At 52.7% G+C, this 24,750-nt stretch carries 23 protein-coding genes and 1 pseudogene; 8 read left to right on the forward strand and 16 right to left on the reverse strand.

Annotation, left to right across the window (positions count from 1 at the left end; translation table 11 throughout):
• From potG to F4V72_RS14275, 6 genes are all read right to left on the reverse strand, one after another.
• Complete coding sequence (gene potG / locus F4V72_RS14250) at positions 1–1,134, reverse strand: putrescine ABC transporter ATP-binding subunit PotG (RefSeq protein WP_023246542.1); 1,134 nt, start codon at positions 1,132–1,134, stop codon at positions 1–3.
• Between the two features lie 87 nt (positions 1,135–1,221).
• Positions 1,222–2,334, reverse strand: a complete 1,113-nt coding sequence (potF, locus tag F4V72_RS14255; RefSeq protein WP_136058616.1) for a spermidine/putrescine ABC transporter substrate-binding protein PotF — start codon at positions 2,332–2,334, stop codon at positions 1,222–1,224.
• 347 nt (positions 2,335–2,681) lie between these two features.
• Positions 2,682–3,158: a YbjN domain-containing protein gene (locus F4V72_RS14260; protein ID WP_136058388.1), complete on the reverse strand. Its 477-nt coding sequence runs from the start codon at positions 3,156–3,158 to the stop codon at positions 2,682–2,684.
• A 96-nt stretch (positions 3,159–3,254) separates the two neighbouring features.
• Positions 3,255–4,157 (reverse strand): 30S ribosomal protein S6--L-glutamate ligase, encoded by a 903-nt coding sequence (rimK, locus tag F4V72_RS14265; RefSeq protein ID WP_023246540.1) that lies wholly within the window; start codon positions 4,155–4,157, stop codon positions 3,255–3,257.
• Positions 4,158–4,214: 57 nt separating this feature from the next.
• Positions 4,215–4,937: a nitroreductase NfsA gene (gene nfsA / locus F4V72_RS14270; RefSeq protein WP_053510042.1), complete on the reverse strand. Its 723-nt coding sequence runs from the start codon at positions 4,935–4,937 to the stop codon at positions 4,215–4,217.
• Positions 4,921–5,211, reverse strand: coding sequence for a YbjC family protein (locus tag F4V72_RS14275; protein WP_023246538.1), 291 nt, complete (start codon positions 5,209–5,211; stop codon positions 4,921–4,923). Before F4V72_RS14275 ends, nfsA begins: the two co-directional genes overlap by 17 nt.
• 169 nt (positions 5,212–5,380) lie before the next feature.
• Here F4V72_RS14275 and F4V72_RS14280 point away from each other — a divergent pair, with 169 nt between their 5' ends.
• Positions 5,381–5,644: a GrxA family glutaredoxin gene (locus F4V72_RS14280; RefSeq protein WP_000495513.1), complete on the forward strand. Its 264-nt coding sequence runs from the start codon at positions 5,381–5,383 to the stop codon at positions 5,642–5,644.
• Between the two features lie 31 nt (positions 5,645–5,675).
• Here F4V72_RS14280 and F4V72_RS14285 read toward each other — a convergent pair whose 3' ends face one another.
• Complete coding sequence (locus F4V72_RS14285; RefSeq protein ID WP_023246537.1) at positions 5,676–6,053, reverse strand: inner membrane protein YbjM; 378 nt, start codon at positions 6,051–6,053, stop codon at positions 5,676–5,678.
• Between the two features lie 270 nt (positions 6,054–6,323).
• Between F4V72_RS14285 and F4V72_RS14290 the strand changes: the two genes are divergently transcribed.
• Positions 6,324–8,009: an aspartate:alanine antiporter gene (locus tag F4V72_RS14290; protein WP_023246536.1), complete on the forward strand. Its 1,686-nt coding sequence runs from the start codon at positions 6,324–6,326 to the stop codon at positions 8,007–8,009.
• A 116-nt stretch (positions 8,010–8,125) separates the two neighbouring features.
• Here F4V72_RS14290 and F4V72_RS14295 read toward each other — a convergent pair whose 3' ends face one another.
• Positions 8,126–8,746: a TetR/AcrR family transcriptional regulator gene (locus F4V72_RS14295; protein WP_136058617.1), complete on the reverse strand. Its 621-nt coding sequence runs from the start codon at positions 8,744–8,746 to the stop codon at positions 8,126–8,128.
• A 167-nt stretch (positions 8,747–8,913) separates the two neighbouring features.
• Here F4V72_RS14295 and F4V72_RS14300 point away from each other — a divergent pair, with 167 nt between their 5' ends.
• Together F4V72_RS14300 and F4V72_RS14305 are read left to right on the forward strand one after the other, a co-directional pair.
• Positions 8,914–10,125, forward strand: a complete 1,212-nt coding sequence (locus tag F4V72_RS14300; RefSeq protein ID WP_136058389.1) for an MFS transporter — start codon at positions 8,914–8,916, stop codon at positions 10,123–10,125.
• Positions 10,122–10,937: a Cof-type HAD-IIB family hydrolase gene (locus F4V72_RS14305; RefSeq protein ID WP_023246533.1), complete on the forward strand. Its 816-nt coding sequence runs from the start codon at positions 10,122–10,124 to the stop codon at positions 10,935–10,937. The genes F4V72_RS14300 and F4V72_RS14305 overlap by 4 nt, the downstream gene beginning before the upstream one ends.
• A 36-nt stretch (positions 10,938–10,973) precedes the next feature.
• Here F4V72_RS14305 and F4V72_RS14310 read toward each other — a convergent pair.
• Positions 10,974–12,223 (reverse strand): annotated as a pseudogene (locus F4V72_RS14310) (MFS transporter).
• Between the two features lie 313 nt (positions 12,224–12,536).
• On the opposite strand from F4V72_RS14310, the gene ybjG reads away from it, so the two are divergent.
• Both ybjG and deoR read left to right on the forward strand, forming a co-directional pair.
• Positions 12,537–13,145 (forward strand): undecaprenyl-diphosphate phosphatase, encoded by a 609-nt coding sequence (gene ybjG, locus F4V72_RS14315; protein ID WP_053510137.1) that lies wholly within the window; start codon positions 12,537–12,539, stop codon positions 13,143–13,145.
• A gap of 71 nt (positions 13,146–13,216) precedes the next feature.
• Entirely contained in the window at positions 13,217–13,975 is a 759-nt protein-coding gene (deoR, locus tag F4V72_RS14320; RefSeq protein WP_136058390.1) for a DNA-binding transcriptional repressor DeoR, read from the forward strand.
• A 44-nt stretch (positions 13,976–14,019) separates the two neighbouring features.
• On the opposite strand, the gene dacC is transcribed toward deoR, so the two are convergent.
• Positions 14,020–15,222 carry a serine-type D-Ala-D-Ala carboxypeptidase gene (gene dacC / locus F4V72_RS14325; RefSeq protein WP_023246529.1) on the reverse strand — a complete coding sequence of 401 codons (1,203 nt, stop codon included), beginning with the start codon at positions 15,220–15,222 and terminating at the stop codon, positions 14,020–14,022.
• Positions 15,223–15,465: 243 nt separating this feature from the next.
• On the opposite strand from dacC, the gene F4V72_RS14330 reads away from it, so the two are divergent.
• On the forward strand, positions 15,466–16,092 hold the full coding sequence (locus tag F4V72_RS14330; protein WP_136058391.1) for a glutathione S-transferase family protein: 627 nt from the start codon (positions 15,466–15,468) through the stop codon (positions 16,090–16,092).
• On the opposite strand, the gene F4V72_RS14335 is transcribed toward F4V72_RS14330, so the two are convergent.
• The gene (locus F4V72_RS14335; protein ID WP_053510052.1) at positions 16,089–17,222 is read right to left on the reverse strand and encodes a PQQ-dependent sugar dehydrogenase; all 1,134 of its coding nucleotides are present in this window, start codon (positions 17,220–17,222) and stop codon (positions 16,089–16,091) included. The two genes, F4V72_RS14330 and F4V72_RS14335, sit on opposite strands and share 4 nt — an antisense overlap.
• 118 nt (positions 17,223–17,340) lie before the next feature.
• Positions 17,341–17,724 carry a biofilm formation regulator BssR gene (gene bssR / locus F4V72_RS14340; RefSeq protein WP_023246526.1) on the reverse strand — a complete coding sequence of 128 codons (384 nt, stop codon included), beginning with the start codon at positions 17,722–17,724 and terminating at the stop codon, positions 17,341–17,343.
• Between the two features lie 230 nt (positions 17,725–17,954).
• On the opposite strand from bssR, the gene rimO reads away from it, so the two are divergent.
• Entirely contained in the window at positions 17,955–19,280 is a 1,326-nt protein-coding gene (gene rimO, locus F4V72_RS14345) for a 30S ribosomal protein S12 methylthiotransferase RimO (protein WP_023246525.1), read from the forward strand.
• Positions 19,281–19,323: 43 nt separating this feature from the next.
• On the opposite strand, the gene gsiD is transcribed toward rimO, so the two are convergent.
• Genes gsiD through gsiA form a run of 4 tightly spaced genes read right to left on the reverse strand, consistent with a single transcriptional unit; the run spans position 19,324 to position 24,658 of the window.
• On the reverse strand, positions 19,324–20,235 hold the full coding sequence (gene gsiD / locus F4V72_RS14350; RefSeq protein ID WP_001236028.1) for a glutathione ABC transporter permease GsiD: 912 nt from the start codon (positions 20,233–20,235) through the stop codon (positions 19,324–19,326).
• 2 nt (positions 20,236–20,237) lie between these two features.
• The gene (gene gsiC / locus F4V72_RS14355; protein ID WP_023246524.1) at positions 20,238–21,158 is read right to left on the reverse strand and encodes a glutathione ABC transporter permease GsiC; all 921 of its coding nucleotides are present in this window, start codon (positions 21,156–21,158) and stop codon (positions 20,238–20,240) included.
• 60 nt (positions 21,159–21,218) lie between these two features.
• Positions 21,219–22,757: a glutathione ABC transporter substrate-binding protein GsiB gene (gene gsiB, locus F4V72_RS14360; protein ID WP_023246523.1), complete on the reverse strand. Its 1,539-nt coding sequence runs from the start codon at positions 22,755–22,757 to the stop codon at positions 21,219–21,221.
• A 32-nt stretch (positions 22,758–22,789) separates the two neighbouring features.
• Entirely contained in the window at positions 22,790–24,658 is a 1,869-nt protein-coding gene (gene gsiA, locus F4V72_RS14365; RefSeq protein ID WP_070801877.1) for a glutathione ABC transporter ATP-binding protein GsiA, read from the reverse strand.
• Positions 24,659–24,750 lie beyond the last annotated feature (92 nt).

Below are 24,750 nucleotides of genomic sequence, written 5' to 3' on the forward strand. Positions count from 1 at the left end.
TTATACCGTCAGGACCACGCAACTATCCGCTTCCCAGCACAAACGCACTTCGTCGCCCCAGGCTGGTAACCCTTTCCGGTAACGGTGCGCATTCTGCAGTTGAGCGCTGATCATCTGCCCACTTTTTAGCCGCACATGATAAATAGACAGATCGCCAAGATAGGCAATATGCGCCACTTCGCCGACGGCGAAGTTATAGCCATCGGCAGGCGGCGCATCACACAACATGATTTTTTCCGGACGTAGCGCCACATATACCGGCACATTATCAACGATAGAGGCATCCGCATCGACTTTTAACGGATGTATCAGACCGGGCGCGTCAATGACCAGACCGTCCTCTTCACGCGCTTTTAGTAAGCCCTCAAAAACATTTACCGATCCGATAAATTCGGCGCTATAGCGGGTCGTCGGATGCTCGTAAATCTCCTCCGGTTCGCCAATTTGCACAAACTTGCCACGGTTCATGATGGCGATGCGCCCCGCCATCGTCATCGCTTCTTCCTGATCGTGTGTCACCATGACGCAGGTCACGCCGACGCGCTCAAGGATATCAGCCACTTCAAGCTGCATCCGGTCGCGTAATTTTTTATCCAGCGCGCCCATCGGTTCATCTAACAAGAGCAGCTTAGGACGTTTAGCCAGGCTGCGCGCCAGAGCCACGCGCTGGCGCTGACCGCCGGAAAGCTGATGCGGCTTACGTTTCGCGAACTCCTGCATGTGTACCAGACCCAGCATCTCTTTGACACGGCTGGCAATCTCCGCCTTCGGCAGTTTGTCCTGCTTCAGACCAAAAGCGATGTTCTGTTCTACCGTCATATGCGGAAACAACGCATAGGATTGAAACATCATATTAATCGGGCGCTGATATGGCGGAACATGCGCCAGATCGACGCCGTCGAGCATAATTTGCCCGCTGCTCGGCACTTCAAAACCTGCCAGCATCCGTAGCAGGGTCGATTTTCCACATCCTGACGCGCCCAGCAGAGCAAAAATCTCGCCTTTATAGATAGTCAGACTGACATCATCGACAGCATGTTGCCCGTCGAATGACTTCGTCAGGTTGCGAATTTCCAGAAGCGGCGTCAGCGCTTTACGGGTTTTCACCTGCGGGCGGTGGGGGGCATCATTCACAAGGCGCTCTCCGGCATAACACAATCAAACGATACAAACGGTGGAATGCCCGATAGCGCACGCTTATCAGGCCATACCGTTAATAAATTACTTACCGCTTTTCACCTTCGTCCATGCGCGGGTGCGGACGCGATCAATCTTCGGCTCCTGAACTTTCAGGGTAAACAACTTGGCCCGCACATCCGCCGGCGGATAAATTCCCGGGTTATCGCGCACCTGCTGGCTGACCAGCGCCGTCGCCTCTTTATTCGCATTGGCGTAGAAAACGTGATCGGAAATATGGGCAATCACATCAGGGCGCAGCAGATAATTAAGGAACTGGTAGGCCTCGTCTTTATTTTTGGCGTCAGCCGGCATGGCAAACACATCAAAAAATGCCATTGCCCCCTCTTTGGGGATCGAGAAAGAGATATTGACGCCATTTTTCGCCTCTTTCGCCCGGTTAGCGGCCTGCCAGACATCGCCCGCCCAGCCGATGGCCACACAGGTATCGCCATTAGCCAGATCGTTAATGTATTGCGAGGAGTGGAAATAGCGAATGTTTGGCCGTAGCTTCAACAACAGATCGGTTGCCGGGCCGGTGTAGTCATCCGCTTTGCTGCTATTCGGATCTTTACCCAGATAGTTCAGCACGGTAGCAAAAATTTCTTCAGGCGCATCAAGGAAAGAGACGCCGCAGCTTTTTAGCTTCTCCAGATTTTCCGGCTTGAGGACTAAATCCCAGCTATTCACTGGCGCATCATCCCCCAGCACCGCTTTCACTTTATCAACGTTATAGCCAATGCCCGTCGTGGCCCACATATAGGGCATGGCGTATTTGTTGTCAGGATCGTGCTTCGCTACCAGTTTCAGCAGTTCAGGATCGAGGTTTTTCCAGCCGGGAAGTTTGCTTTTATCCAGCGGCTGAAAAACGCCCGCGGTGAGCTGGCGCTCAAGAAAACTGGCCGATGGTACCACCAGGTCGAACCCGGTGCTGCCTGCCATTAACTTGCCTTCCAGCACTTCGTTAGAGTCAAAGACATCATAGATAACGTTAATCCCGGTCTCTTTTTCAAAGTTCGCCACCGTGTCCGGCGCGATATAATCTGACCAGTTATAAATGTGCAGCGTTTTTTGTTCGGCAGCGAGCGTGCCGACAGAGACGACCATCAGCGCACCCGCAACCAGACCCGATAGGCATTTTTTCTTTAAGGCGGTCATCATCGCTTTCCTTCTGAAATCCGTTAACAAATGAACCCATTAGGCGTGGTTTAAAACATGCCTGAAATGTGCATACCTTTTCATTTGATGCCAATGAAGAAGAGAGGTCGCCCCCCTGCCATCAAGCTCGCTATAGAAGCTTCGCAAGAATAACTTTAGCTAAGGTTTGAGGCTATAGCCCAGATTAAAAAACGCCTTTTATCAATTTTTTATGCAGGTTTTGTCTATGTGATAAAGCGAAATGGTCAGAAAGGAGGTGAATAATTCTTTAAATAAAGGTTAACGGCAGCATAAAAAAACGTAAACAGCAGCCGCGCTGGCAGCGACTGCCTGATTATCGGGAGGGATCAGTGAAGAAAATGGTCAACTGCGCTGGTTTTTTGCGCGTCTTCTTCCGCGTTAAACAGAAGCTTATGCGCCCCGGCCTCAAGGATCACCATAGAGATCTGCTCTTCACTTTGGCGAACAAACCATTCGAATTGTTCGTAGGTGACACCCTGCATAACGGATAAAGACTGGCACACAACCAGTTTTGGCAGATTATCATCCTGCATATCGAGAAAAGCTTTTACCGTCAACGAACTGGCGTTGATAGCGGAGAGATCGGCCGCCAGCGGCAACAACGCGGAAGGCCTGACTTCCGCCATCGCGGAAAAAAGGACGGTGTTGTCCACCAAATCGATTTTAGCATCGTAGACGCCGTCAAAATTCTGCATATGCGGCAAATGCAGCGCCTGGCAGGTATCACATTCGAAGAAATTCATGCCCAGGTCGTCGAGCCATTGACGCAACGTATCCAGAGTGGGAACGACCAGTGATATCATAATAATGTGCTACCTCTTACGATGACGATGAAAAAATTACCGGCACAGCTTACGCAAAAAGCGTGCTTCGTACTACGACGGAATCCACGATTGCGATTAGCCGCCGATTTTAAGGCAAAATTCAGGGGTGGCGTGGCGTTCTATCCACTGAATCATTCGCCCCGCGATATCCACGCCCGTGGTCTTTTCGATGCCTTCCAGTCCCGGTGAGGCATTCACTTCCATAACCAGCGGCCCGCGCGCGGCGCGTAAAATATCAACGCCCGCCACATCCAGCCCCAACGTCTGTGCGGCTTTGATGGCGATATCCCGTTCACGGGGAGTGATCGTCGCGATGCTGGCCACCCCGCCGCGATGAAGATTGGAGCGAAAATCGCCTGCTTTCGCGCACCGCTCAATCGCCGCCACAACCTCATTGCCGACGACCAGACAACGAATATCGCATCCTTTAGCTTCGGCAATGTATTCCTGAACCAAAATATGGGCATTAAGCCCCCGGAACGCATCAATGACACTTTCAGCAGCCTGGCGCGTCTCCGCCAATACCACGCCGATCCCTTGCGTGCCTTCTACCAGCTTCACGACCAGCGGCGCCCCGCCGACCATATCAATGAGATCGCTGGTATCATCCGGCGAATGGGCGATCCCGGTAATGGGAAGATCGATACCCTGGCGCGCCAGAAGTTGTAGGGATCGCAGCTTATCGCGCGCGCGGGTAATGGCGACGGATTCATTCAGCGGATAGCTACCCAGCAGCTCAAACTGACGTAGCGCAGCGGTACCATAAAAGGTAATGGCCGAACCAATACGGGGAATAACGGCGTCAAAATGGGGTAGACGACGTCCCTTGTAATGGATCGACGACGCTGCCGGGTTAATATTCATATAGCAGGAAAGAGGATCGAGTATCTCTACCAGATGGCCGCGCCGCATCGCGGCTTCGCGCAGACGTTTGCAAGAATAGAGCGTTCCATCCCTGGACAATATGGCAATTTTCACCCTGCACCTCGCTGAAAACCCTGAAAAGCCCGCGTATCATACACTGGCCCGCAGGTTTTAGCGCGTCGCCCAGCCCTGTTTATGCAAATATTCGAGAATAAATGGGCGATTTTCTTTAATCAGGGTGCGACGGATATGATCGCTCCAGGTATCGCGTCGCGTATTGCTGCCGCGGTTCAGATAATACTCAGCCAACTGCTCGTCATAGCGCGCCAACAGCTTTTCATCAAGCGGTTGATACCGGTTCTCATGAACCACCAGCGCGGCAGGCAGGCGCGGTTTCAGATCCGGATTATCCGCAGGCCAGCCCAAACACAAACCAAACAGCGGCAATACATACTTCGGCAATTTCAACAGTTCGGTAACAGACTCAATATTATTACGGATGCCGCCGATATACACGCCGCCTAACCCCAGCGATTCCGCCGCCGTCAGCGCATTTTGCCCCATCATCGCTGTATCAACTACGCCGAGCAGCAGTTGTTCGGCAAGCCCCAACTGCGCGTCAGGGCAGATTTGCAAATGACGATTAAAATCGGCGCAAAATACCCAAAACTCAGCGGCCTGCGCCACATGCTTTTGCCCGCCCGTCAGGGACACCAACGCCTCGCGCAGCGCCTTATCGCTAATACGGATAATAGAACTGCACTGTAAAAAACTGGAACTGGACGTGCTGCGTGCAGCGGCAATAATGGCCTCTCGCTGCGCGTCAGTCACGGGTTCATCGGTGAAATGGCGAATAGAACGATGGCCACAAAGAAGTTCAATGGTCGGACTCATTATGCTTTTCTCTATCTGAACGGGAAGAAATGTCGGGTGGACGTTTCATCAATTGCGGCGCCAGTAACTGCGCAATACGCCACATCATCGCCACCGCGGCGGGGAGGATCAACACGACGCCCAGGAAAACCATCAATACGCCAGCCAGAGGCGTATTGCACGGCGCTGGCAGCGTAAGGTAATGATTAAGCGATAGCAAAGCGAGCGCCAGCAAAATCATACCGAGGCATTCCAGTATCAGTATGCTTTTGGGTAACACGCCAATTGTGCGCATATCAAGCCTCCCGGTAAACTGAGGCACAGTGTAGAACGTTCTGGTCCGGCGTGTTTAGCAGATATAGTCTTAGATTATCAAAGGAACAGGCGTAACCTGCTTTTCATCCACCGTAAATCGCGGCATGATAACGTCTGTTTGCCGTCTGGCTTTATGTTCGAGGAGAGATATGTTTACTGTTATTTTTGGCCGCCCAGGGTGCCCTTATTGCGTGCGTGCAAAAGAGTTGGCGGAAAAACTGAGCAAAGAACGCGACGATTTCAACTACCGCTATATTGATATCCATGCTGAAGGCATTACTAAAGCGGATTTGGAAAAAACCGTAGGTAAACCTGTAGAAACCGTACCGCAGATTTTTGTCGATCAAAAACATATCGGCGGCTGTACGGACTTTGAAGCATGGGCAAAAGAAAATCTGAATCTTTTCGCCTGATTGCTCTGGCAACGCCCTCTGCCGGAGGGCGTTATCGGTGTTTTTTTCGCCGGTGACTAAACAGGGTGCTAATAAACAAATAACAGAGCGCGCCTAAAGCACACCAGAATACGGCGCTAAATAACCACGCCAGTTCTTGCCATAACGATCGGGTTGGCATAAATACAACACGCATTAGCACCAGGCAAAATGGCGCCGCCAGCATCGCCCCGATCAGCGGTCGGATCACTTCGCGTCGGTGAGAATAAAAACTGGCCACCGCACCAGGCAACGTAAAAAATAACAGCCCAATCTCAGGATGCCCTGCCGCGCGAAAAGCGCCTTGCATATGCATAGTTAATGAAAGACACACCACAATAAAGAGTACAAAGCAGCAGACAACGCCTGCCCACCCCTGTTTATGTTTCAATCGTTCCTCCTGACACTCTCTATCGAACACGCTTTCCGCCGTGAGGCGTCCAGTCAGATAAAGTCATGTGGCATTCCATGCCAAAAACACACCTGCACGATTCTTATAGCCGTTAGTACGCAATAAGATTAAACTAGCAGGATATATTGTTGTGTTGTTTTTATTTGGATGCTGCATGCAATACGATTGCACCCTTAATTCATGATAAAAACAGTAGCGTAAATTATCATTTCTTTCAACAGCTTACTCGTAAACAAGAAGTTAGTCTCCGTGAATATAAACGTCGCAGATTTGTTAAATGGGAATTACATCCTGTTATTATTTGTGGTCCTGGCTCTTGGCCTGTGTCTTGGCAAGTTACGTCTGGGTTCAGTCCAACTTGGTAATTCCATTGGCGTTTTGGTGGTCTCTCTATTATTAGGGCAGCAACATTTTAGTATTAACACCGACGCGCTAAATCTGGGATTTATGCTGTTTATTTTTTGCGTCGGCGTCGAAGCTGGTCCCAACTTTTTTTCGATTTTTTTTCGTGACGGTAAAAATTATCTGATGCTTGCCCTGGTCATGGTCGGTAGCGCTCTGCTAATCGCCTTAGGCCTTGGTAGGCTATTCGGCTGGGATATCGGCCTGACGGCCGGTATGCTGGCCGGCTCAATGACATCTACGCCAGTGCTGGTTGGCGCAGGGGATACCCTGCGACATTCCGGCATCGCCAACACGCAACTCTCCTCCGCCCTTGATAATCTGAGTCTGGGCTATGCCCTGACCTATCTGATCGGGCTGGTCAGTCTGATCGTGGGCGCGCGCTACTTGCCTAAATTACAGCATCAGGATTTGCAAACCAGCGCCCAGCAAATTGCTCGCGAGCGCGGCCTGGATACCGATGCTAATCGCAAGGTTTATCTGCCAGTTATCCGCGCCTATCGGGTTGGCCCGGAACTGGTGGCCTGGACTGACGGCAAAAATCTGCGCGAGCTGGGTATTTACCGCCAGACAGGCTGCTATATCGAACGTATTCGCCGTAACGGTATTCTGGCGAACCCGGATGGCGATGCGGTACTGCAAATGGGCGATGAGATTGCGCTGGTCGGCTATCCGGACGCGCACGCCAGGCTCGATCCCAGCTTCCGTAATGGTAAGGAAGTGTTTGATCGCGATCTGCTTGATATGCGCATCGTGACGGAAGAAATTGTGGTGAAAAACCACAATGCGGTCGGTCGCCGCCTCGCTCAGCTCAAGCTGACCGATCATGGCTGCTTCCTTAACCGCGTCATCCGCAGCCAGATCGAAATGCCTATCGACGATAACGTAGTGCTGAATAAAGGCGACGTGTTACAGGTGAGCGGCGACGCCAGACGCGTAAAAACCATCGCTGATCGCATTGGTTTTATTTCGATCCATAGTCAGGTGACTGACCTGCTCGCTTTCTGCGCTTTTTTTATCATCGGTTTAATGATCGGGATGATTACCTTCCAGTTCAGCAATTTTAGTTTCGGCATCGGCAACGCGGCCGGATTGCTGTTCGCCGGGATCATGCTCGGTTTCCTGCGCGCCAACCATCCTACCTTTGGTTATATTCCGCAGGGCGCGCTTAACATGGTGAAAGAGTTCGGCTTGATGGTATTTATGGCAGGCGTTGGTTTAAGCGCCGGCAGCGGTATCAGCAACGGGCTGGGCGCGGTCGGCGGACAAATGCTGATTGCCGGGCTTGTCGTCAGCCTGGTACCGGTGGTGATCTGCTTCCTGTTTGGCGCTTATGTACTGCGCATGAACCGGGCACTGCTGTTCGGCGCCATGATGGGGGCGCGTACCTGCGCCCCGGCGATGGAAATCATTAGCGATACAGCGCGCAGCAATATTCCGGCGCTGGGTTATGCGGGGACTTACGCCATCGCCAACGTTCTGCTGACACTGGCGGGAACACTTATTGTCATCATCTGGCCGGGATTAGGATAAAACTGAAGTTTGCCTTTGAGTGAAAAAATTTTGCCAATAGGTAGAACTTTTCATTAAAGCATCAGTCATACCTATTGCCACTGCTTTTCTTTGATGTCCCCATTTTGTGGAGCCCATCAACCCCGCCATTTCGGTTCAAGGTTGATGGGTTTTTTGTTGTCTGACGCAGAGTGGGGCAACATTGACTCTCCGGCGATTCGCTTTACCATCCGTAAAATCTCTTCACGCGCCAGCGGTGTTCGATCCGTTACAAAATGCAGCGTCATCCCCTCAATAAACGCATCCAGCGCGCGGGCGGTCTGCACGTCAAACCACTGCGCCAGCGTATTCTGGCTACGCTGCATCCAGTTTTGCATGACTATTTTTAACGCTGGCTTACCGCTGGCATAGGCATATAACTGATACATTAATGCCATATTATCCGGCGTCGTAAGCTGCGAGCCGTAAATCATTTCCGTTATTGCCTGGCACGCCCCCTCCGCATCCGTCACCTGCGCAAAAAAGTCCTGGTATTGACGCGACATGTTCTCGGTGAAAAGCGTGAAAGCTTCACTTAATAACGCATCCATACCGGCAAAATAGTAGGTCATCGAGCCAAGCGGCACCTGAGCGATAGCGGCGATTTTCCGGTGCGTCACGGCATGAACGCCATATATTTTTACCGCTTCCAGTGTGGCCTGAATAATTTTTTCACGTCGCTTAGGGTCATTGACGCGTCGTACGGTATTTTCTTTCATGATAAGTTTCCACAGCTCATTCAGGATACAGGCGATAGTAGCCTGCCGCTTACGCTGAAAAAACAGGCAGCAAAAACATCTGTACAGCGAAGTATGATGACGATATGTACAAATGTACACAAGCTTGCTAATGTTAACCTCTCGCTTCTATTTTCTGGCCTGACGCTATGACCGTCCTCTCCTCACGCAACGCCTTAAAACGTCGTACCTGGGCGCTGTTTATATTCTTCTTTTTACCCGGCCTGCTGATGGCCTCCTGGGCAACCCGAACGCCTGCTATCCGGGACATTCTTTCCATCTCTATCGCGGAAATGGGGGCAGTCTTATTCGGGCTTTCTATCGGTTCAATGAGCGGTATTCTTTGTTCCGCCTGGCTGGTGAAACGATTTGGCACCCGGAAAGTTATTCGCACGACGATGGCCTGCGCAGTAGGCGGGATGGTTATTCTTAGCGTCGCGCTGTGGTGCGCCTCGCCGCTGATTTTTGCCCTGGGGTTAGCCGTTTTCGGCACCAGTTTTGGCGCCGCCGAAGTGGCGATTAATGTCGAAGGCGCGGCGGTCGAACGCGAGCTGAATAAAACCGTTCTGCCGATGATGCATGGTTTTTACAGTTTCGGCACGCTGGCGGGCGCTGGTGTCGGCATGGCGTTAACCGCATTAAGCGTCCCGGCTAACATTCATATCATCCTCGCGGCTACCGTGGCTATCGCGCCCATTTTTATCGCCATTCGGGCGATCCCTGACGGTACGGGTAAAAACGCATCGGAAGGTTCTCACTTTCAGGAAAAAGGATTACCTTTTTATCGGGACATCCAGCTTTTACTCATTGGCGTGGTGGTGCTGGCAATGGCATTCGCCGAAGGCTCTGCGAATGACTGGCTGCCGTTACTGATGGTAGACGGACACGGTTTCAGCCCAACCTCCGGCTCTCTGATCTACGCCGGTTTCACGCTTGGCATGACCGTTGGTCGCTTTAGCGGCGGCTGGTTTATTGACCGCTATAGCCGTGTGACGGTTGTTCGCGCCAGCGCGTTGATGGGAGCACTGGGCATTGGCCTGATTATTTTTGTTGATAGCGCCTGGGTTGCCGGCGTATCAGTCATTCTTTGGGGCTTAGGCGCCTCGCTCGGCTTCCCGCTGACCATTTCCGCCGCCAGCGATACTGGTCCCGACGCGCCGACGCGCGTGAGCGTTGTCGCCACGACCGGCTATCTGGCGTTTTTGGTCGGACCGCCGCTGTTGGGCTATCTGGGAGAGCACTATGGATTACGCAGCGCCATGATGGTCGTGTTGGCGCTGGTTATTCTGGCGACGCTGGTAGCGAAAGCCGTCGCCAAACCTGTATTGACTCCGCAACCAGTAATGGAGCATAACGCATGAGTATCAAATTAATCGCCGTCGACATGGACGGCACTTTTCTGAGCGATCAAAAAACCTATAACCGTGACCGGTTTATGGCGCAGTACCAACAAATGAAGAGGAAAGGCATTCGCTTTGTCGTGGCCAGCGGCAACCAGTATTACCAGTTAATCTCCTTCTTTCCGGAAATTGCGCACGAAATCGCTTTTGTCGCGGAAAACGGCGGCTGGGTGGTCAGCGAAGGAAAGGATGTTTTTAATGGCGAGCTGACAAAAGCCGACTTCCAGACGGTTGTCGAACACCTGCTCACACGCGCCGATGTGGAGATTATCGCCTGTGGAAAAAACAGCGCCTACACGCTGAAACAGTACGATGATGCGTTAAAAACTGTTGCGGCGATGTATTACCATCGCCTGGAGTTTGTAGATAATTTTAATAATATCAACGATGTCTTTTTCAAATTTGGCCTTAATATTACCGATGAGCGGATACCGGAAGTACAGGCGGCGCTGCACAACGCCATTGGCGATATCATGGTCCCGGTTCATACCGGCTATGGCAGCATCGATTTAATTATTCCCGGCGTCCATAAAGCCAACGGTCTGCGTCTGTTACAGCAGCGCTGGGGCATTCGTGATAATGAAGTGGTAGTGTTCGGCGACGGCGGCAACGATATTGAGATGCTACGTCAGGCCGGGTTTAGTTTTGCGATGTCACACGCCAGCGAAGCAGTCGCGGCGGCGGCGAAATACCGCGCCGGATCGAACAACCAGGAAGGCGTGCTGGATATCATCGACGGCGTATTAAAAAACGAGCCGCCATTCAACCTCTAGCGGATGGCCTCTCTATGCCTGATAGCAGAAAGCTTATCAGGCATAGCCGCTCTCTGGGTCTGTTTGCGAATCCCCCGCCCGCTTATCTTTTAAGAAGACCAGCATCAGCAACAGCCAAAGAATACCGTTTGCCAGATTAAACAGGCTAAATAGCCCATTGCCGCCGCTTAACCAGGCGTGTTTACTTACTTCAATGCCAACGGTAAAAATCAGCATTTGTAGCATTCCCATCGCCGCCGAGACCGTTCCTTTACTCATATCGCTGGAGAAAAGCGTCAGACGCACCAGTCCGGCATTCGCCAGCCCAATGCCAAAAGCGTATAGGCTTAATCCCGCCGTCATCCATAAATAAGCATGGGATGAGACCACCGTCGCCGCCGCGGCGATGATCAGCCCCGCGACGATAGGCCAACCACCCATAACGATCAGCGAGCGAACCGTACGTCGGGAGGTTAAACGCGCCAACACCAGGTTACCGGCGATCAGCGCGCCAAAAACGGGCACCTGTAGCAGACCATATTCATAACTGCTGAGCTGTTCGCCGCTAATAATGATAATCGGCGACTGCGCAATCCAGGCCAACAGCGGCAGGCTGACAAATCCCAGCGCTAACGCCCCTGCGACAAACCGCCGGTTTTTTATCACCAGTCGATAATCCCGGCCCAGCGCCTTGAGCGATAGCGTTTCACCCCGCCGCGTGGCAGTCTCCGGCATTGCGCGCTGTAGCCCGAAAAAGGCGATAGCGGCCAGCGCGGCAAACAGAATAAACATCCCCTCCCACGGCAGGACATGTACCCATGCCGCCCCGACCAGTGGTCCCAGTAGCGGCGCGATTAACGCCACGTTTGCCATCAACGCGGTAATTTTTATACATACCGCTTCCTCAAAGGATTCCTGAATCGCGGCATACCCTACAGCGCCGATAAAACACAGACTAATCCCTTGCAAAAAACGCAGGAACGTAAATTGTTCAATGTTTTTCGCCAGTAGCGTCGCCAGGCAGGTGACAATAAACCACACGACGCCCGCCAGCATCACGGGACGACGGCCAATACGGTCTGACAACGGTCCAAGCAGCCACTGTAAGAACATGCCGCCCGCCAGATAAGCGGTCATAGACGTAGGAACCAGTCCAGGCTCGCCTGATACTGCTCAACCACCGCCAGCATACCCGGCTGTATCATGTCATTGCCAATATAAGTAGAAAATTCGTACAGCACCAGACAGAGAGGAAAAAGCAGAGCCTGACGTCCCAGCCTGGCGCCTGATTGTAAACGGTTATGCATACCATCTCTTCGCCAATAAAAAACCGCGCAGAGTGTAATGAAAGTCCGGGAACTGAGATAGCGAATTATGAGGCTGCAAGGGAAATAGCGCACATTTTTACAGAAAGCCGCTTAGCGCTTGCGTACTTTAAGGTTAATTTAAGTTTGCGCCGTTATCATGGAAGTTGTTTTATGCCATTGTCTTAAATCTCTTCATGTTGCAGCCAAATAAGACAATACCGCTTTTCCTCCCTGTTACGCTGCATTTATGCTCAGTTTGCACGGGGATGAGTTGGCTGTCCCTTTTGATTTCATTGCTCTGAGCCTGGATGTTATGCTGGAAAACCTTAACGACTCGCTGTTTTATGTTATTAACGCCACGCCTGATTCCGCGCAGTGGATGATTTCGCTCGCTATCTTTATCGCCAAAGATGCCATCAACATCGTCCCGCTTTTAGTTGTTGTGCTCTGGCTGTGGGGCCCGCGCGATCAGGTCTGCGCTCAGCGCCAACTGATCGTTAAAATAGGCATCGCGCTGATTATCAGTCTGGCGGTCTCCTGGACAATGGGACACCTTTTCCCGCACGACCGTCCTTTTGTCGATCATATCGGCTACAACTTCCTGCATCATGCCGCCGATGACTCTTTCCCCAGCGATCACGGTACGGTGATTTTTACCTTTGCGCTGGCGTTTTTGTTCTGGCACCGCCTCTGGTCAGGCATCGTGATGATGGCGATAGCTATTACCATCGCCTGGTCGCGCGTCTATCTCGGCGTACACTGGCCGTTAGATATGATTGGCGCGCTACTGGTAGCGATGCTTGGTTGCCTGAGCGCGCAACTGATCTGGCAACGGTACGGCGCGCCGATCTACCAGGCGCTGCAACGTTGTTACCGTTTCTGTTTCGCGCTGCCCATTCGAAAAGGCTGGGTACGTGACTAAACAGCGAAAAAAAGAGTAATATTAAGCGCTCTGTATGGTGCGGAGCGCTTATTTAACTCTCCAGGAGAACTATGGAAACGCGACGCGACGAGCGTATTGGTCAATTGCTGCAGGCCTTAAAACGCAGCGATAAACTTCACCTTAAAGAAGCCGCGACCCTGTTGGGCGTCTCTGAAATGACCATTCGTCGCGACCTGAACCATAAAAGCGCGCCTGTCGTGTTGCTGGGCGGCTATATCGTACTGGAGCCCCGCAGCGCCAGTCATTATCTGTTAAGCGATCAAAAATCTCGTCTGGTGGAAGAAAAACGCCGAGCCGCTCAGTTGGCTGCGGGCCTGGTACAGGCGCATCAGACGGTATTTATTGACTGCGGCACCACCACGCCGTGGATCATTGAAGCCATTGATAATGACCTTCCCTTTACGGCGGTGTGCTATTCACTTAATACCTTTCTGGCGCTGCAGGACAAACCACATTGTCGCGCCATCCTCAGCGGCGGGGAGTTTCACTCCAGCAACGCCATTTTCAAACCGCTTGATTTCCATGAAACGTTAAACAATATTTGTCCGGATATCGCGTTTTATTCCGCCGCCGGCGTTCATACCAGTAAAGGCGCTACCTGCTTTAATCTGGAAGAACTGCCGGTAAAACATTGGGCAATGACGATGGCGCAGTGCCATGTGCTGGTGGTGGATCACAGTAAATTCGGCAAGGTACGTCCGGCGCGAATGGGGGAATTATCACGCTTTGATACGATTATCAGCGACCGCCGGCCCGATGAGACATTTGTGGCCTACGCCAAAGCGCAACAAATTAACCTGATGTATTAACCGCAGGTCGCCGGATGAGACGCACACCCGGCAACGAGGTTATTTTACGAGAACCAACCGCCAAACCATTGATGGAATTTCATCAGCACAAAATCCCACATCCGGCTAAAAAATCCGCCCTCATCGACGTTTTCCATCACCATTAACGGACGTTGCTCAATGGATTTTCCGTTGAGCTGGAAATCGATGGCGCCGACAACCTGCCCTTTCTTCAACGGCGCCGTGAGCTGTGGTTCATTCAACGTAAAACTGGCCTTCAGGTTTTTAAGCTGCCCACGCGGAATCGTCACAGACCCCGCGTCGCCCGCCCCTAAATTGACCTCACGCTTATCGCCAAACCAGACCCGTTGCGTCACGAATGTCGCGTCAGGTTTAATCGGCGTGACCGTTTCAAAGAAGCGAAAACCCCAGGTCAGCAGTTTTTCTGACTCATTAAAACGAATACGATCCGTTTTCGCCCCCAGCACGACGGAGATCAGACGCATATCGCCCTGAGTGGCGGAGGCGACAAGGTTATACCCAGCGCCTGTCGTTGTCCCCGTTTTCATGCCGTCGACATGCAGATTGGTGCTCCACAACAGGCGGTTGCGGTTTGGTTGACGAATATTATTAAAGGTAAACTCTTTCTCTTTATGAATGGCGTATTCGTCAGGCACGTCGTGAATCAAGGCTTTGCCGAGCAGCGCCATATCGCGAGCGGTACTGAACTGCCCTGGCGCATCAAGACCGTGCACCGTCTGGAAGGTTGTATTCGTTAACCCCAGTCGTTTCGCATAGGCGTTCATCAGGCCGATAAAGGACTCCTGGCTTCCGGCAACGTAGTCGGCAAGCGCGATACAGGCATCGTTACCTGACTGAATGATGATGCCTTTATTAAGATCCGCAACCGACACCTGATCGCCCGGCTTCAGAAACATCACCGACGACCCACGTAGCGCCGGGTTCCCCGTCGCCCAGGCATCTTTGCCCACCGTCACCATATCGGTCAGCTTGATTTTCCCTGCCTTCAGCGCCTGGCCCACCACGTAGCTGGTCATAATTTTTGTCAAACTGGCAGGGTCGAGTTTCTCATCAGCGTTGCCTTCCGCCAGCACTTTACCGCTGGCGTAATCCATTAAGATCCAGGCTCGCGCATCAACGCCCGGCGGCGCGATCGTTTGTTCCTCTGCCTTTACAGGCGAAACGAAAAGGAATAAGAGAACCGAACCTGCCGCGAGGCTACGAAGGGAAGAAGCGTATTGCGTCATAGTACCACCCGAGTATCCATTCCAAAAACACACGTCACACCACCGTGTAATAAGTGCGGTGAGTAATAACGCACTCACAACGTTAAAGAAACCGTAACTTGGTAAAGTTTTTAAAGTTTATGCAATAACATCCCGTTACGCTTCCTTCATAACGATTTTTTTACAGAATGTTGTGTAAATGTTAGGTTTATCTCATTGTAGGCCGATTACTGTCATCATCCTGATAAAACAGAAGGGGTTAATATGATTACGCTGTGGGGCCGGAACAACTCGGCTAACGTTAAAAAAGTGTTGTGGACGCTTGAAGAGCTGGAACTGCCATACGATCAAATTCTGGCAGGCGGAAAATTCGGCGTTAACCAGGATGCCGACTATCTGGCGATGAATCCTAATGGGCTGGTGCCGCTGCTTAAAGATGATGAAACCAACCTGTTATTGTGGGAATCCAATGCCATTGTCCGCTATCTGGCGGCGCAATACGGCCAGAACCGGCTATGGGTTGATAATCCGGCGCGGCGTGCGGAGGGCGAAAAATGGATGGACTGGGCGAATCAAACGTTAAGCCCGGCGCACCGCGTGATCCTGATGGGACTGGTCAGAACCCCGCCGGAAAAACGCGATCGGGCGGCAATTGAAGCCGGTATCGAAAAGTGTGATAGCCTGTTCGTGCTTCTTGATGATACTCTGGCCCGCCAGCCGTGGTTCTCCGGGGATAACTTTGGCACCGGCGATATCGCCATTGCGCCTTTCGTCTATAACCTGTTGAACGTGGGTCTGAAGTGGACGCCACGCCCGAATCTGGAGCGCTGGTATCAACAGCTCACCGAGCGCCCTGCTTTTCGTAAAGTGGTGATGATCCCGGTTACCTAACGCGTGGCTGCGGTATCGGGTGAAGGACTTACCTTGAGTAACTGCCCGTCGGACTCATCGGTTAACACATATAAGTAGCCGTCAGGTCCGACACGTACATCACGGATACGCTGCTTTCTGTCACCCAGAATACGGCCTTCTTCCGTCACCGTATTTCCATCGACGCGCATCACAATAACCTCTTTATCTTTTAGCGCGCCGATAAACAGTTTGTGCCGCCACGGCGCAAAAACATCGCTGGCATAAAAAGCCATTCCGCTGATCGCCGGAGAATCCTTCCAGTAGTAAACCGGTTGCTCTGTCCCCTCCACAATTTCACCTTTAGCTTCCGGCACTTTCAGACCGCTATAGTTGATGCCCCATGTGGCCAGCGGCCAGCCATAATTTTTGCCTTTTTCCGGGATGTTAATTTCATCGCCGCCGCGCGGGCCGTGTTCATGCAGCCATAGCGCGCCGCTCCAGGGATTGATGGCCAGTCCCTGCGGATTACGAATACCGTAAGACCAGATTTCCGGACGCACGCCCGCCTGATGTACAAACGGATTATCCGGCGGGATTTCGCCCTGCCCGGTCAGGCGCACCAGCTTACCCTGTAATTTATCCAAATCCTGTGCGGTAGCGCGCTGGTTATTTTCACCCAGGGCAATAAAAAGAGCCCCTTTCGCATCGAATACCATACGTCCGCCAAAATGGTTGCCGGTAGACAACTTAGGCATCTGGCGAAACACGGTACGAAAATGCTCCAGACGCTGAAGATCGTCGCTCAGCCGCCCAAAGCCGACTGCCGTACCGGCGTTTCCTTCGCGGTCAGCTTCAGCATAGCTCAGCCAGACGCGGCGCGACTGGGCGAAATCAGGTGCCAGCACGACGTCCAGCAAACCTCCCTGCCCGTTTGCCCACACTTTCGGTACGCCAGCCAGCGGATCGGAAAGTCCCCGCCCCGCCTGCCAGTGGCGCAGTTGTCCCCCTTTCAGGGTAATGAGCATCCCACGATTATCCGGCAAAAAAGCCAGCGACCACGGGTGATCGAGCCGGGTTTGCAGTACCTCAACATTCACCGGCGCAAGATTCGCGTTTGCCCACGAAGAGAAAAGAGAGAATGAAACTACCGCGAGAAGTATTCGACGCATACCACCTCCTTCAGTGCTCTGCGTTAAAGCGTAGCCAGCATCGGAAGAGGTCGATTTATTTTTACAAAACATTAAGCGGCACGGTCCGGTAAAAAGGGGGAGTCGCCTCCCCCCTTGTTCAGACCTGTGTAAGCGGTGAATGTGCTTTCAGACTCTGAATACTCAGCGTCAAAGTTGTCAGACAGTTTTCAAGTTTATCTGCGTTGACGGCAATAAAGGTCGGACAATCATGGTGTCCGCTCATTAAACAAACGGCGGCGGCTGCGAGCGCGCCTTCGGCACGGCGCAGCGCGTTCCACTCTTCCTGATCGAGATGCAGTCCCTGCCGTAAAGCTTGATCGTGGAGCTCGCGATTCAGTTCAAAAAAATTGTCACGCAGAGTGTCACTTTCGCTGACTGACATATACCCCTTCGCTTTTCGCAATTGCAGATAAGCGGCAAGATCGATGCGCGCGTTTATCAGCTTGTTGAGAAGATCGGTTCTCAGTCTGTCAACGACCATACCTTTTTTCCTCCTCTTTTCTACCAGGGTTCAACATAATAGTATGGTCGTTTTTTAGACAAAGGGGTGTCAGAGATCAAGAATTTTCTTAGAATTAGCCTTTTTCACCTTTTGCTGATAACCACAGCGGTTGACGCCGACGTTCCCGATGAGATTGCGATACAATTTTTGTCCGGATATCTGTAGAATCCCTGCCCTGACCATTCCAATAAATGAACACTTTTTAAGCTATGAGTAATGTAACCCACCAGCCAAAGATCGGCTTCGTTTCCCTGGGCTGTCCGAAAAACCTCGTTGATTCGGAACGCATCCTGACTGAACTGCGTACCGAAGGCTATGACGTTGTACCACGCTATGACGATGCGGATATGGTTATCGTTAATACCTGTGGCTTTATTGACAGCGCGGTACAAGAGTCACTGGAAGCCATTGGCGAAGCGCTGAACGAAAACGGTAAGGTAATCGTCACCGGCTGCCTGGGCGCAAAAGAAGATCAGATCCGCGAAGTGCATCCGAAAGTACTGGAAATCACCGGGCCGCATAGCTATGAGCAAGTTCTGCAGCACGTCCATCATTACGTACCGAAACCGAAGCACAATCCATTTTTAAGCCTCGTACCGGAACAGGGTGTAAAACTGACGCCGCGCCATTATGCGTATCTGAAAATTTCTGAAGGCTGTAATCACCGCTGCACGTTCTGCATCATCCCGTCGATGCGCGGGGATCTGGTCAGCCGTCCAATTGGCGACGTATTAAGCGAAGCGAAACGTCTGGTTGATGCCGGGGTCAAAGAGATTCTGGTGATTTCGCAAGATACCTCCGCCTACGGCGTAGATGTAAAGCACCGCACCGGATTCCACAATGGCGAACCGGTGAAAACCAGTATGGTGAGCCTGTGCGAGCAGTTATCAAAACTGGGCGTCTGGACGCGTCTGCACTACGTCTACCCCTACCCGCACGTCGATGATGTGATTCCGCTAATGGCGGAAGGCAAAATCCTGCCCTATCTGGACATCCCGCTGCAACATGCCAGCCCGCGGATTCTTAAACTGATGAAACGTCCAGGTTCCGTTGACCGCCAACTGGCGCGCATTAAGCAGTGGCGCGAAATCTGCCCGGAACTGACCCTACGATCCACCTTTATTGTCGGCTTCCCCGGCGAAACGGAAGAAGACTTCCAGATGCTGCTCGACTTCCTGAAAGAGGCGCGTCTCGATCGCGTAGGCTGCTTCAAGTACAGCCCTGTGGAAGGCGCAGGCGCGAATGACCTGCCGGATCAGGTGCCGGAAGAGGTGAAAGAAGAACGCTGGAACCGCTTTATGCAACTGCAACAGCAAATCTCCGCTGAACGCTTGCAGGAAAAAGTGGGCCGCGAAATTCTGGTGATCGTTGATGAGGTTGACGAAGAAGGCGCTATTGGGCGTAGCATGGCGGATGCGCCGGAAATTGACGGCGCGGTCTATTTGAACGGCGAAACCAACGTCAAACCGGGCGATATCGTGCGCGTGAAAGTAGAAAACGTCGACGAATATGATTTGTGGGGCAGTCGGGTTTAACGCCTCCTCCCCCGGCGCGGGTGCCGGGCAGTACCGCAGAAACTTATCCTTTAATCTTCGGGTCCAGCGCATCGCGCAGCCCGTCGCCTAACAGGTTAAACGCCAGCACTGTCAGGAAAATCGCCACCGCCGGGAAGAGCGCTACGTGCGGCGCGATGACCATATCCGCCCGCGCTTCATTGAGCATCGCTCCCCACTCCGGCGTTGGCGGCTGCGCGCCTAATCCGAGAAATGACAGGCTTGCCGCGGAAATGATTGACGTACCGATACGCATCGTAAAGAAAACCACAATTGACGAGACCGTTCCCGGCAAGATATGGCTAAACAAAATCGTCGTGTCGCTGGCGCCGATACTGCGGGCAGACTCAATAAACGTCTGCTGTTTTAAGACCAGCGTATTTCCGCGCACCAGACGAGCAAACGCCGGAATAGAAAAAATCGCCACCGCAACGATCACATTAGCGATACCGCTGCCTAACACCGCCACAACGGCAATCGCCAGCAAAATGCCGGGGAAGGCAAACAGCACATCGCAAATGCGCATAATGAAACGATCCCACCAGCCTTCATAATATCCCGCCAGCAATCCCAACACCGTACCGATTATCGCGCCGATAAATACCGCGAACACGCCCGCCGCCAGTGAGATCTGCGCCCCAACGAGAACCCGGCTAAAGATGTCTCTTCCCAGCGAGTCAACGCCAAACCAGTGCTGCAAAGAGGGGCCATTGTTCAGGCTATCGTAGTCAAAATAGTTTTCCGCATCGTAGGGCGTCAGCCAACGGGCAAAAATCGCCACCAGAATTAACGCCAGGACAAATCCCCCAGCGACCAAAGCGACATGCTGGCGGCGAAAACGACGCCAGAACTCCCGCCACGGCGTGCGTATCTGTTCGGGTTTTACCACCGGCATAGCATGTAAAATCGCCTGACGGCGCCAGTTAAATAATCGCATCCTTACTTATACCTGATAGCCGGATTAATGGCAGCATAGAGGACATCCACCACTAAGTTGATAAGAATAAATTCCAGAGAAAACAACAGCACTTCTGCCTGAATCACGGGGTAGTCACGCATTTCGACGGAGTCCACCAGTAATCGCCCAAGCCCCGGCCAGTTAAACACTTTTTCGACGACGATCGATCCGCCAAGCAGAAAACCAAATTGCAGGCCCATCATGGTGACGACCGGAATCATCGCATTGCGCAAGCCATGTTTTAACACCACCCACGTTTCACTAACGCCTTTCGCCCGCGCGGTCCTCATGTAATCTTCGCTCAGGACATCGACAAACGAGGAGCGCGTAAAACGCGCCATGACTGATGCCACCGCCGCGCCAAGCGTCAGGGAGGGTAAAATATAATGTTGCCAGCTATCCGCCCCCACGGTCGGTAGCCAGCCCAGCTCCACGGAAAAAATCTGCATTAACAGCATTCCCAGCGCAAAAGCCGGAAAAGAAATACCGGTCACAGCAAGCGTCATTCCTACCCGGTCAGGCCAGCGATTACGCCACACGGCGGCGGCGATGCCGGTCGCCATGCCAAACAGAACCGCCCATATCATACTGGTTATCGTCAGCCACAGAGTCGGCAAAAAGCGGCTGGCGATCTCCTCAGAAACCGGGCGATGGGAAACCATTGACGTACCGAAATCGCCTTGTAAAACATGGGTGATGTAATGCCAAAACTGGACGTGAAGCGGTCGATCAAGACCAAGCTGCTGACGAACCAGCGCGATCACCTGCGCGTCGGCCTCCGGTCCGGCTATCAGCCGCGCCGGGTCGCCGGGCAACAGATGAACAAATAAAAATACCAACACTGCCACAATCAACAGCGTAGGAATTAATCCCAGCAGGCGCTTGAGAACATAGTTAAGCATCACACAAACCTTTTACCGGATGACGGACAACGCACGCGCCATCCAGCCCCATCGCATTACTTACTTCAAATCCGCATCGTCAAAGCTGAAACCGGTATCCGGCATAATCCAGAAACCGGTCAAATTTTTACTGTGCGCAGAAACCAATTTCTCCACCACCAACGGTATCCATGGCGACTCTTTCCAGATAATATCCTGCGCCTCTTTGTACAATCGTGTTTTCTTCTGCGGATCGTTGGTCTTTAATGCCGCCGCCAAATCGCTGTCGACCTGCTTGTTGCTGTAAAAGGCGGTATTAAACTGCGTCGGCGGCCAATTTTGTGATGCGAAGAGCGGCGATAACGCCCAGTCAGCTTCGCCCGTCGACGCCGACCAGCCGGTATAGAACATTCGCACGCCACTCTCTTTTTGCCCTTTGCCCTCAACTTCCGCAGCGCGCTGGCCAGCATCCATCGATGTTATCCGGGCTTTAATGCCAATCTGCGCCAGTTGCTGCTGGGTAAACTGCAACACTTTTTGCGCGGTGCTATGGTTATGCGATGACCACAGCGTGGTACTGAAACCGTCTGGATATCCCGCCTCTTTCAACAGTTCGCGCGCTTTAGCCGGATCATAGGGCCACGGCTGATAGCTTTGCGCATAGGCTATCGACGGCGGCACCACACCCGTCGCCGGCGTGGCGTATCCGGCAAACGCCACTTTAACCAGCGCCTGACGGTTGATGGCGTAATTCAACGCCTCACGCACCTTAGGATTATCAAACGGCTTCTGCGTCACATTCATACTGATATAGCGCTGCATAATGGACGGGCTGGCGACCAGTTCGAGGTTTTTATTTTTCGCCAGTAATGCGGCCTGCTCATAAGGGATAGGAAAAGCAAATTGCGCTTCACCGGTTTGCAGCATCGCCGCGCGGGTATTGTTGTCAGTGACCGGACGCCAGGTAATAGAATCCAGCTTGGGTAATCCCTGCTGCCAGTAACCAGCGAACTTTTTCACTTTGACAAAATCGGTCTGATTCCATGTTTCAAGCTGGTATGGGCCGGTACCCACCGGATGAAAACCAATATCCTTGCCATATTTTTCCAGCGCTTGCGGCGAGATCATCGCCGTCGCCGGGTGCGCCAGAATATTAATGAAGGCGGAGAATGGCTGTTTCAGGGTAATTTTTACCGTTACCGGATCGACGACCTCCGTTTTCGCGATATTTTTATACAGGTTATAACGCTTGAGATGGTTATGCGGATTGCTGGCGCGATCAAGGTTCGCTTTCACCGCCGCCGCATCAAAATCAGCGCCGTCCTGAAATTTCACCCCCTGTCGTAGCGTAATGGTGTAGGTCAGGCCGTCATCAGAAACGGTATAGCCCTCCGCCAGCACGTTTTTTACCTTCATGTCTTTATCCAGGCCAAACAACCCTTGATAAAATGACTTCGCTACCGCCTGCGAGAGCGTATCGTTAGCGTCATACGGATCGAGCGTGGTGAAATTAGACCCTACCGCCACCACCACATCTTTGGCCGCCAGGGCCGGAAAAGCCGCGATGGATGAGGCCAGTCCCAGCGCCGCCAGCCATTTATGCGTAATAAATTGCGTCATGTTGTTCTCCTGAAACCCTGCCAGTCTGAATGTTATAAGCGCGAGAGCGCATTATCCTGCAGGGGCCGCGCAACATAATGTCCCGGCCCGACCAACTGTAATGAAACGGCGGGCGTCTCTTCGCCACGTTTATGAATATTGCTGGGTATATCATCTGATAGCAAAACGCGCCGAGGCCGGTGTCTGGAGGGATCGGCAACCGGCACCGCCGCCATCAATTTACGCGTATAAGGATGCTGCGGATTTTCAAAAACGGCGCGCCGCGTCCCCATCTCAACAATTTGACCAAGATACATCACCGCCACGCGATGGCTAATTCGCTCCACGACCGCCATATCATGCGAAATAAACAGGTAGGCGATCCCCATTTCCCGTTGTAAATCAAGCAGTAAATTAATGATCTGTCCGCGAACGGAAACATCCAGCGCGGAGACTGCCTCATCAGCAATAATCACTTTAGGATTCAATGCCAACGCGCGAGCAATACAGATGCGCTGACGTTGACCGCCGGAAAACTCATGCGGATAACGCCAGGCATGTTCAGGACGTAATCCGACACGCTCAAGCAGCCAGGCCACGCGCTTTGCCGCGGCGTCCCCCTGTCCCAGGCCATGAATCCGTAACGGTTCCATAATGGAATACCCCACGGTCTGACGCGGGTCGAGCGAGGCGTAAGGGTCCTGGAAAATACACTGAATATCGCGGCGCAACGGCTGGAGTTTACCCGCAGACAGCGTGTCAATGCGCTGGCCGTTAAAGACAATCTCTCCTTGCAGGGATTCAACCAACCGCAGTAACGCGCGTCCGGTCGTCGATTTTCCGCTACCGGACTCGCCCACCAGCGACAGCGTTTCGCCGGGCCAGAGATCGAAACTGACATTCTCCACGGCATGAACTTCACGCGTAATGCGGTTAAAGAGACCGCTACGCAGCGGGAATCGCGTCACCAGCCCCCGAACCTGAAGAATAGGTTCGCCTTCCACCACCGTGTCTTGCTCAATCTGCGATTCATAAAGTGCCTCGTCAGCGGAAATCAACGGGAAACGGCGTGGCAGCGAGTGGCCGCGCATCGCGCCAAGCTGAGGGACGGCGGCCAGCAACGCTTTGGTATAAGGATGCGCTGGCGCATGGAAAATCTGCTCTACGCTGCCGGTTTCCACGGCCTCGCCCTGATACATCACCAGCACGCGATCGGCGATATCCGCCACGACGCCCATGTCGTGAGTGATAAAAATCACGCCCATCGACATCTCTTGCTGCAATACTTTGATAAGTTGCAGAATTTGCGCCTGGATAGTGACATCCAGCGCCGTAGTGGGTTCATCGGCAATCAAGACCGCCGGACGGCAGGATAGCGCCATCGCGATCATGACTCGCTGGCGCATCCCACCGGAAAGCTGATGCGGATAACGCGATAAAATCGCCTGCGACTCCGGGATCCGTACCTGATCGAGCATACGTTTCGCTTCCGCCAGCGCCTCTTCGTGGCTGGCGCCCTGATGCAAACGAATAGATTCGGCAATTTGCTCGCCAACGGTAAATACCGGGTTGAGCGAGGTCATTGGCTCCTGGAAAATCATGGCGATATCCGCGCCGCGCACACGCCGCATCTGCGCGTCACTCTGCTCAGACAGCTCAATCACCTGACGATTACGCCGACGCAACAGCATTTCGCCGCAGCGCACGTTCGCACCCGACGGCTCAATCAGCCGCATTAACGCCAGCGCCGTCACCGATTTTCCCGATCCCGACTCGCCGACAATCGCCAGAGTCTCTCCACGCTTCAGGCGTAATGACAAATTACGCACGGCGTCTACCTGCTGCTCTTCGTGGTGAAACGCGATATTCAGGCCACTGACGGACAGAACATCGCGGCTATCCAGTTCATCGCTGTGCGGCACCTGCGACTCCTTATTCCCGGTAAATTCCTGTGCCAGGCGTATCCCTATTCAGGCGCTGTTCACGGTGGCACACAACTTTTACTATAACTATC

Source organism: Salmonella enterica subsp. diarizonae (genome assembly GCF_008692785.1).
GTDB classification, from domain to species: domain Bacteria; phylum Pseudomonadota; class Gammaproteobacteria; order Enterobacterales; family Enterobacteriaceae; genus Salmonella; species Salmonella diarizonae.

Bases quoted from the DNA above. Each gene is read 5' to 3' on its own strand.
- potF (WP_136058616.1), bottom strand. From the start codon at position 2,334: ATGACCGCCTTAAAGAAAAAATGCCTATCGGGTCTGGTTGCGGGTGCG.
- F4V72_RS14260 (WP_136058388.1), bottom strand. From the start codon at position 3,158: ATGATATCACTGGTCGTTCCCACTCTGGATACGTTGCGTCAATGGCTC.
- nfsA (WP_053510042.1), bottom strand. From the start codon at position 4,937: ATGAGTCCGACCATTGAACTTCTTTGTGGCCATCGTTCTATTCGCCAT.
- F4V72_RS14275 (WP_023246538.1), bottom strand. From the start codon at position 5,211: ATGCGCACAATTGGCGTGTTACCCAAAAGCATACTGATACTGGAATGC.
- F4V72_RS14280 (WP_000495513.1), top strand. From the start codon at position 5,381: ATGTTTACTGTTATTTTTGGCCGCCCAGGGTGCCCTTATTGCGTGCGT.
- F4V72_RS14295 (WP_136058617.1), bottom strand. From the start codon at position 8,746: ATGAAAGAAAATACCGTACGACGCGTCAATGACCCTAAGCGACGTGAA.
- F4V72_RS14300 (WP_136058389.1), top strand. From the start codon at position 8,914: ATGACCGTCCTCTCCTCACGCAACGCCTTAAAACGTCGTACCTGGGCG.
- F4V72_RS14305 (WP_023246533.1), top strand. From the start codon at position 10,122: ATGAGTATCAAATTAATCGCCGTCGACATGGACGGCACTTTTCTGAGC.
- ybjG (WP_053510137.1), top strand. From the start codon at position 12,537: ATGCTGGAAAACCTTAACGACTCGCTGTTTTATGTTATTAACGCCACG.
- deoR (WP_136058390.1), top strand. From the start codon at position 13,217: ATGGAAACGCGACGCGACGAGCGTATTGGTCAATTGCTGCAGGCCTTA.
- dacC (WP_023246529.1), bottom strand. From the start codon at position 15,222: ATGACGCAATACGCTTCTTCCCTTCGTAGCCTCGCGGCAGGTTCGGTT.
- F4V72_RS14330 (WP_136058391.1), top strand. From the start codon at position 15,466: ATGATTACGCTGTGGGGCCGGAACAACTCGGCTAACGTTAAAAAAGTG.
- F4V72_RS14335 (WP_053510052.1), bottom strand. From the start codon at position 17,222: ATGCGTCGAATACTTCTCGCGGTAGTTTCATTCTCTCTTTTCTCTTCG.
- bssR (WP_023246526.1), bottom strand. From the start codon at position 17,724: ATGGTCGTTGACAGACTGAGAACCGATCTTCTCAACAAGCTGATAAAC.
- rimO (WP_023246525.1), top strand. From the start codon at position 17,955: ATGAGTAATGTAACCCACCAGCCAAAGATCGGCTTCGTTTCCCTGGGC.
- gsiD (WP_001236028.1), bottom strand. From the start codon at position 20,235: ATGCGATTATTTAACTGGCGCCGTCAGGCGATTTTACATGCTATGCCG.
- gsiC (WP_023246524.1), bottom strand. From the start codon at position 21,158: ATGCTTAACTATGTTCTCAAGCGCCTGCTGGGATTAATTCCTACGCTG.
- gsiB (WP_023246523.1), bottom strand. From the start codon at position 22,757: ATGACGCAATTTATTACGCATAAATGGCTGGCGGCGCTGGGACTGGCC.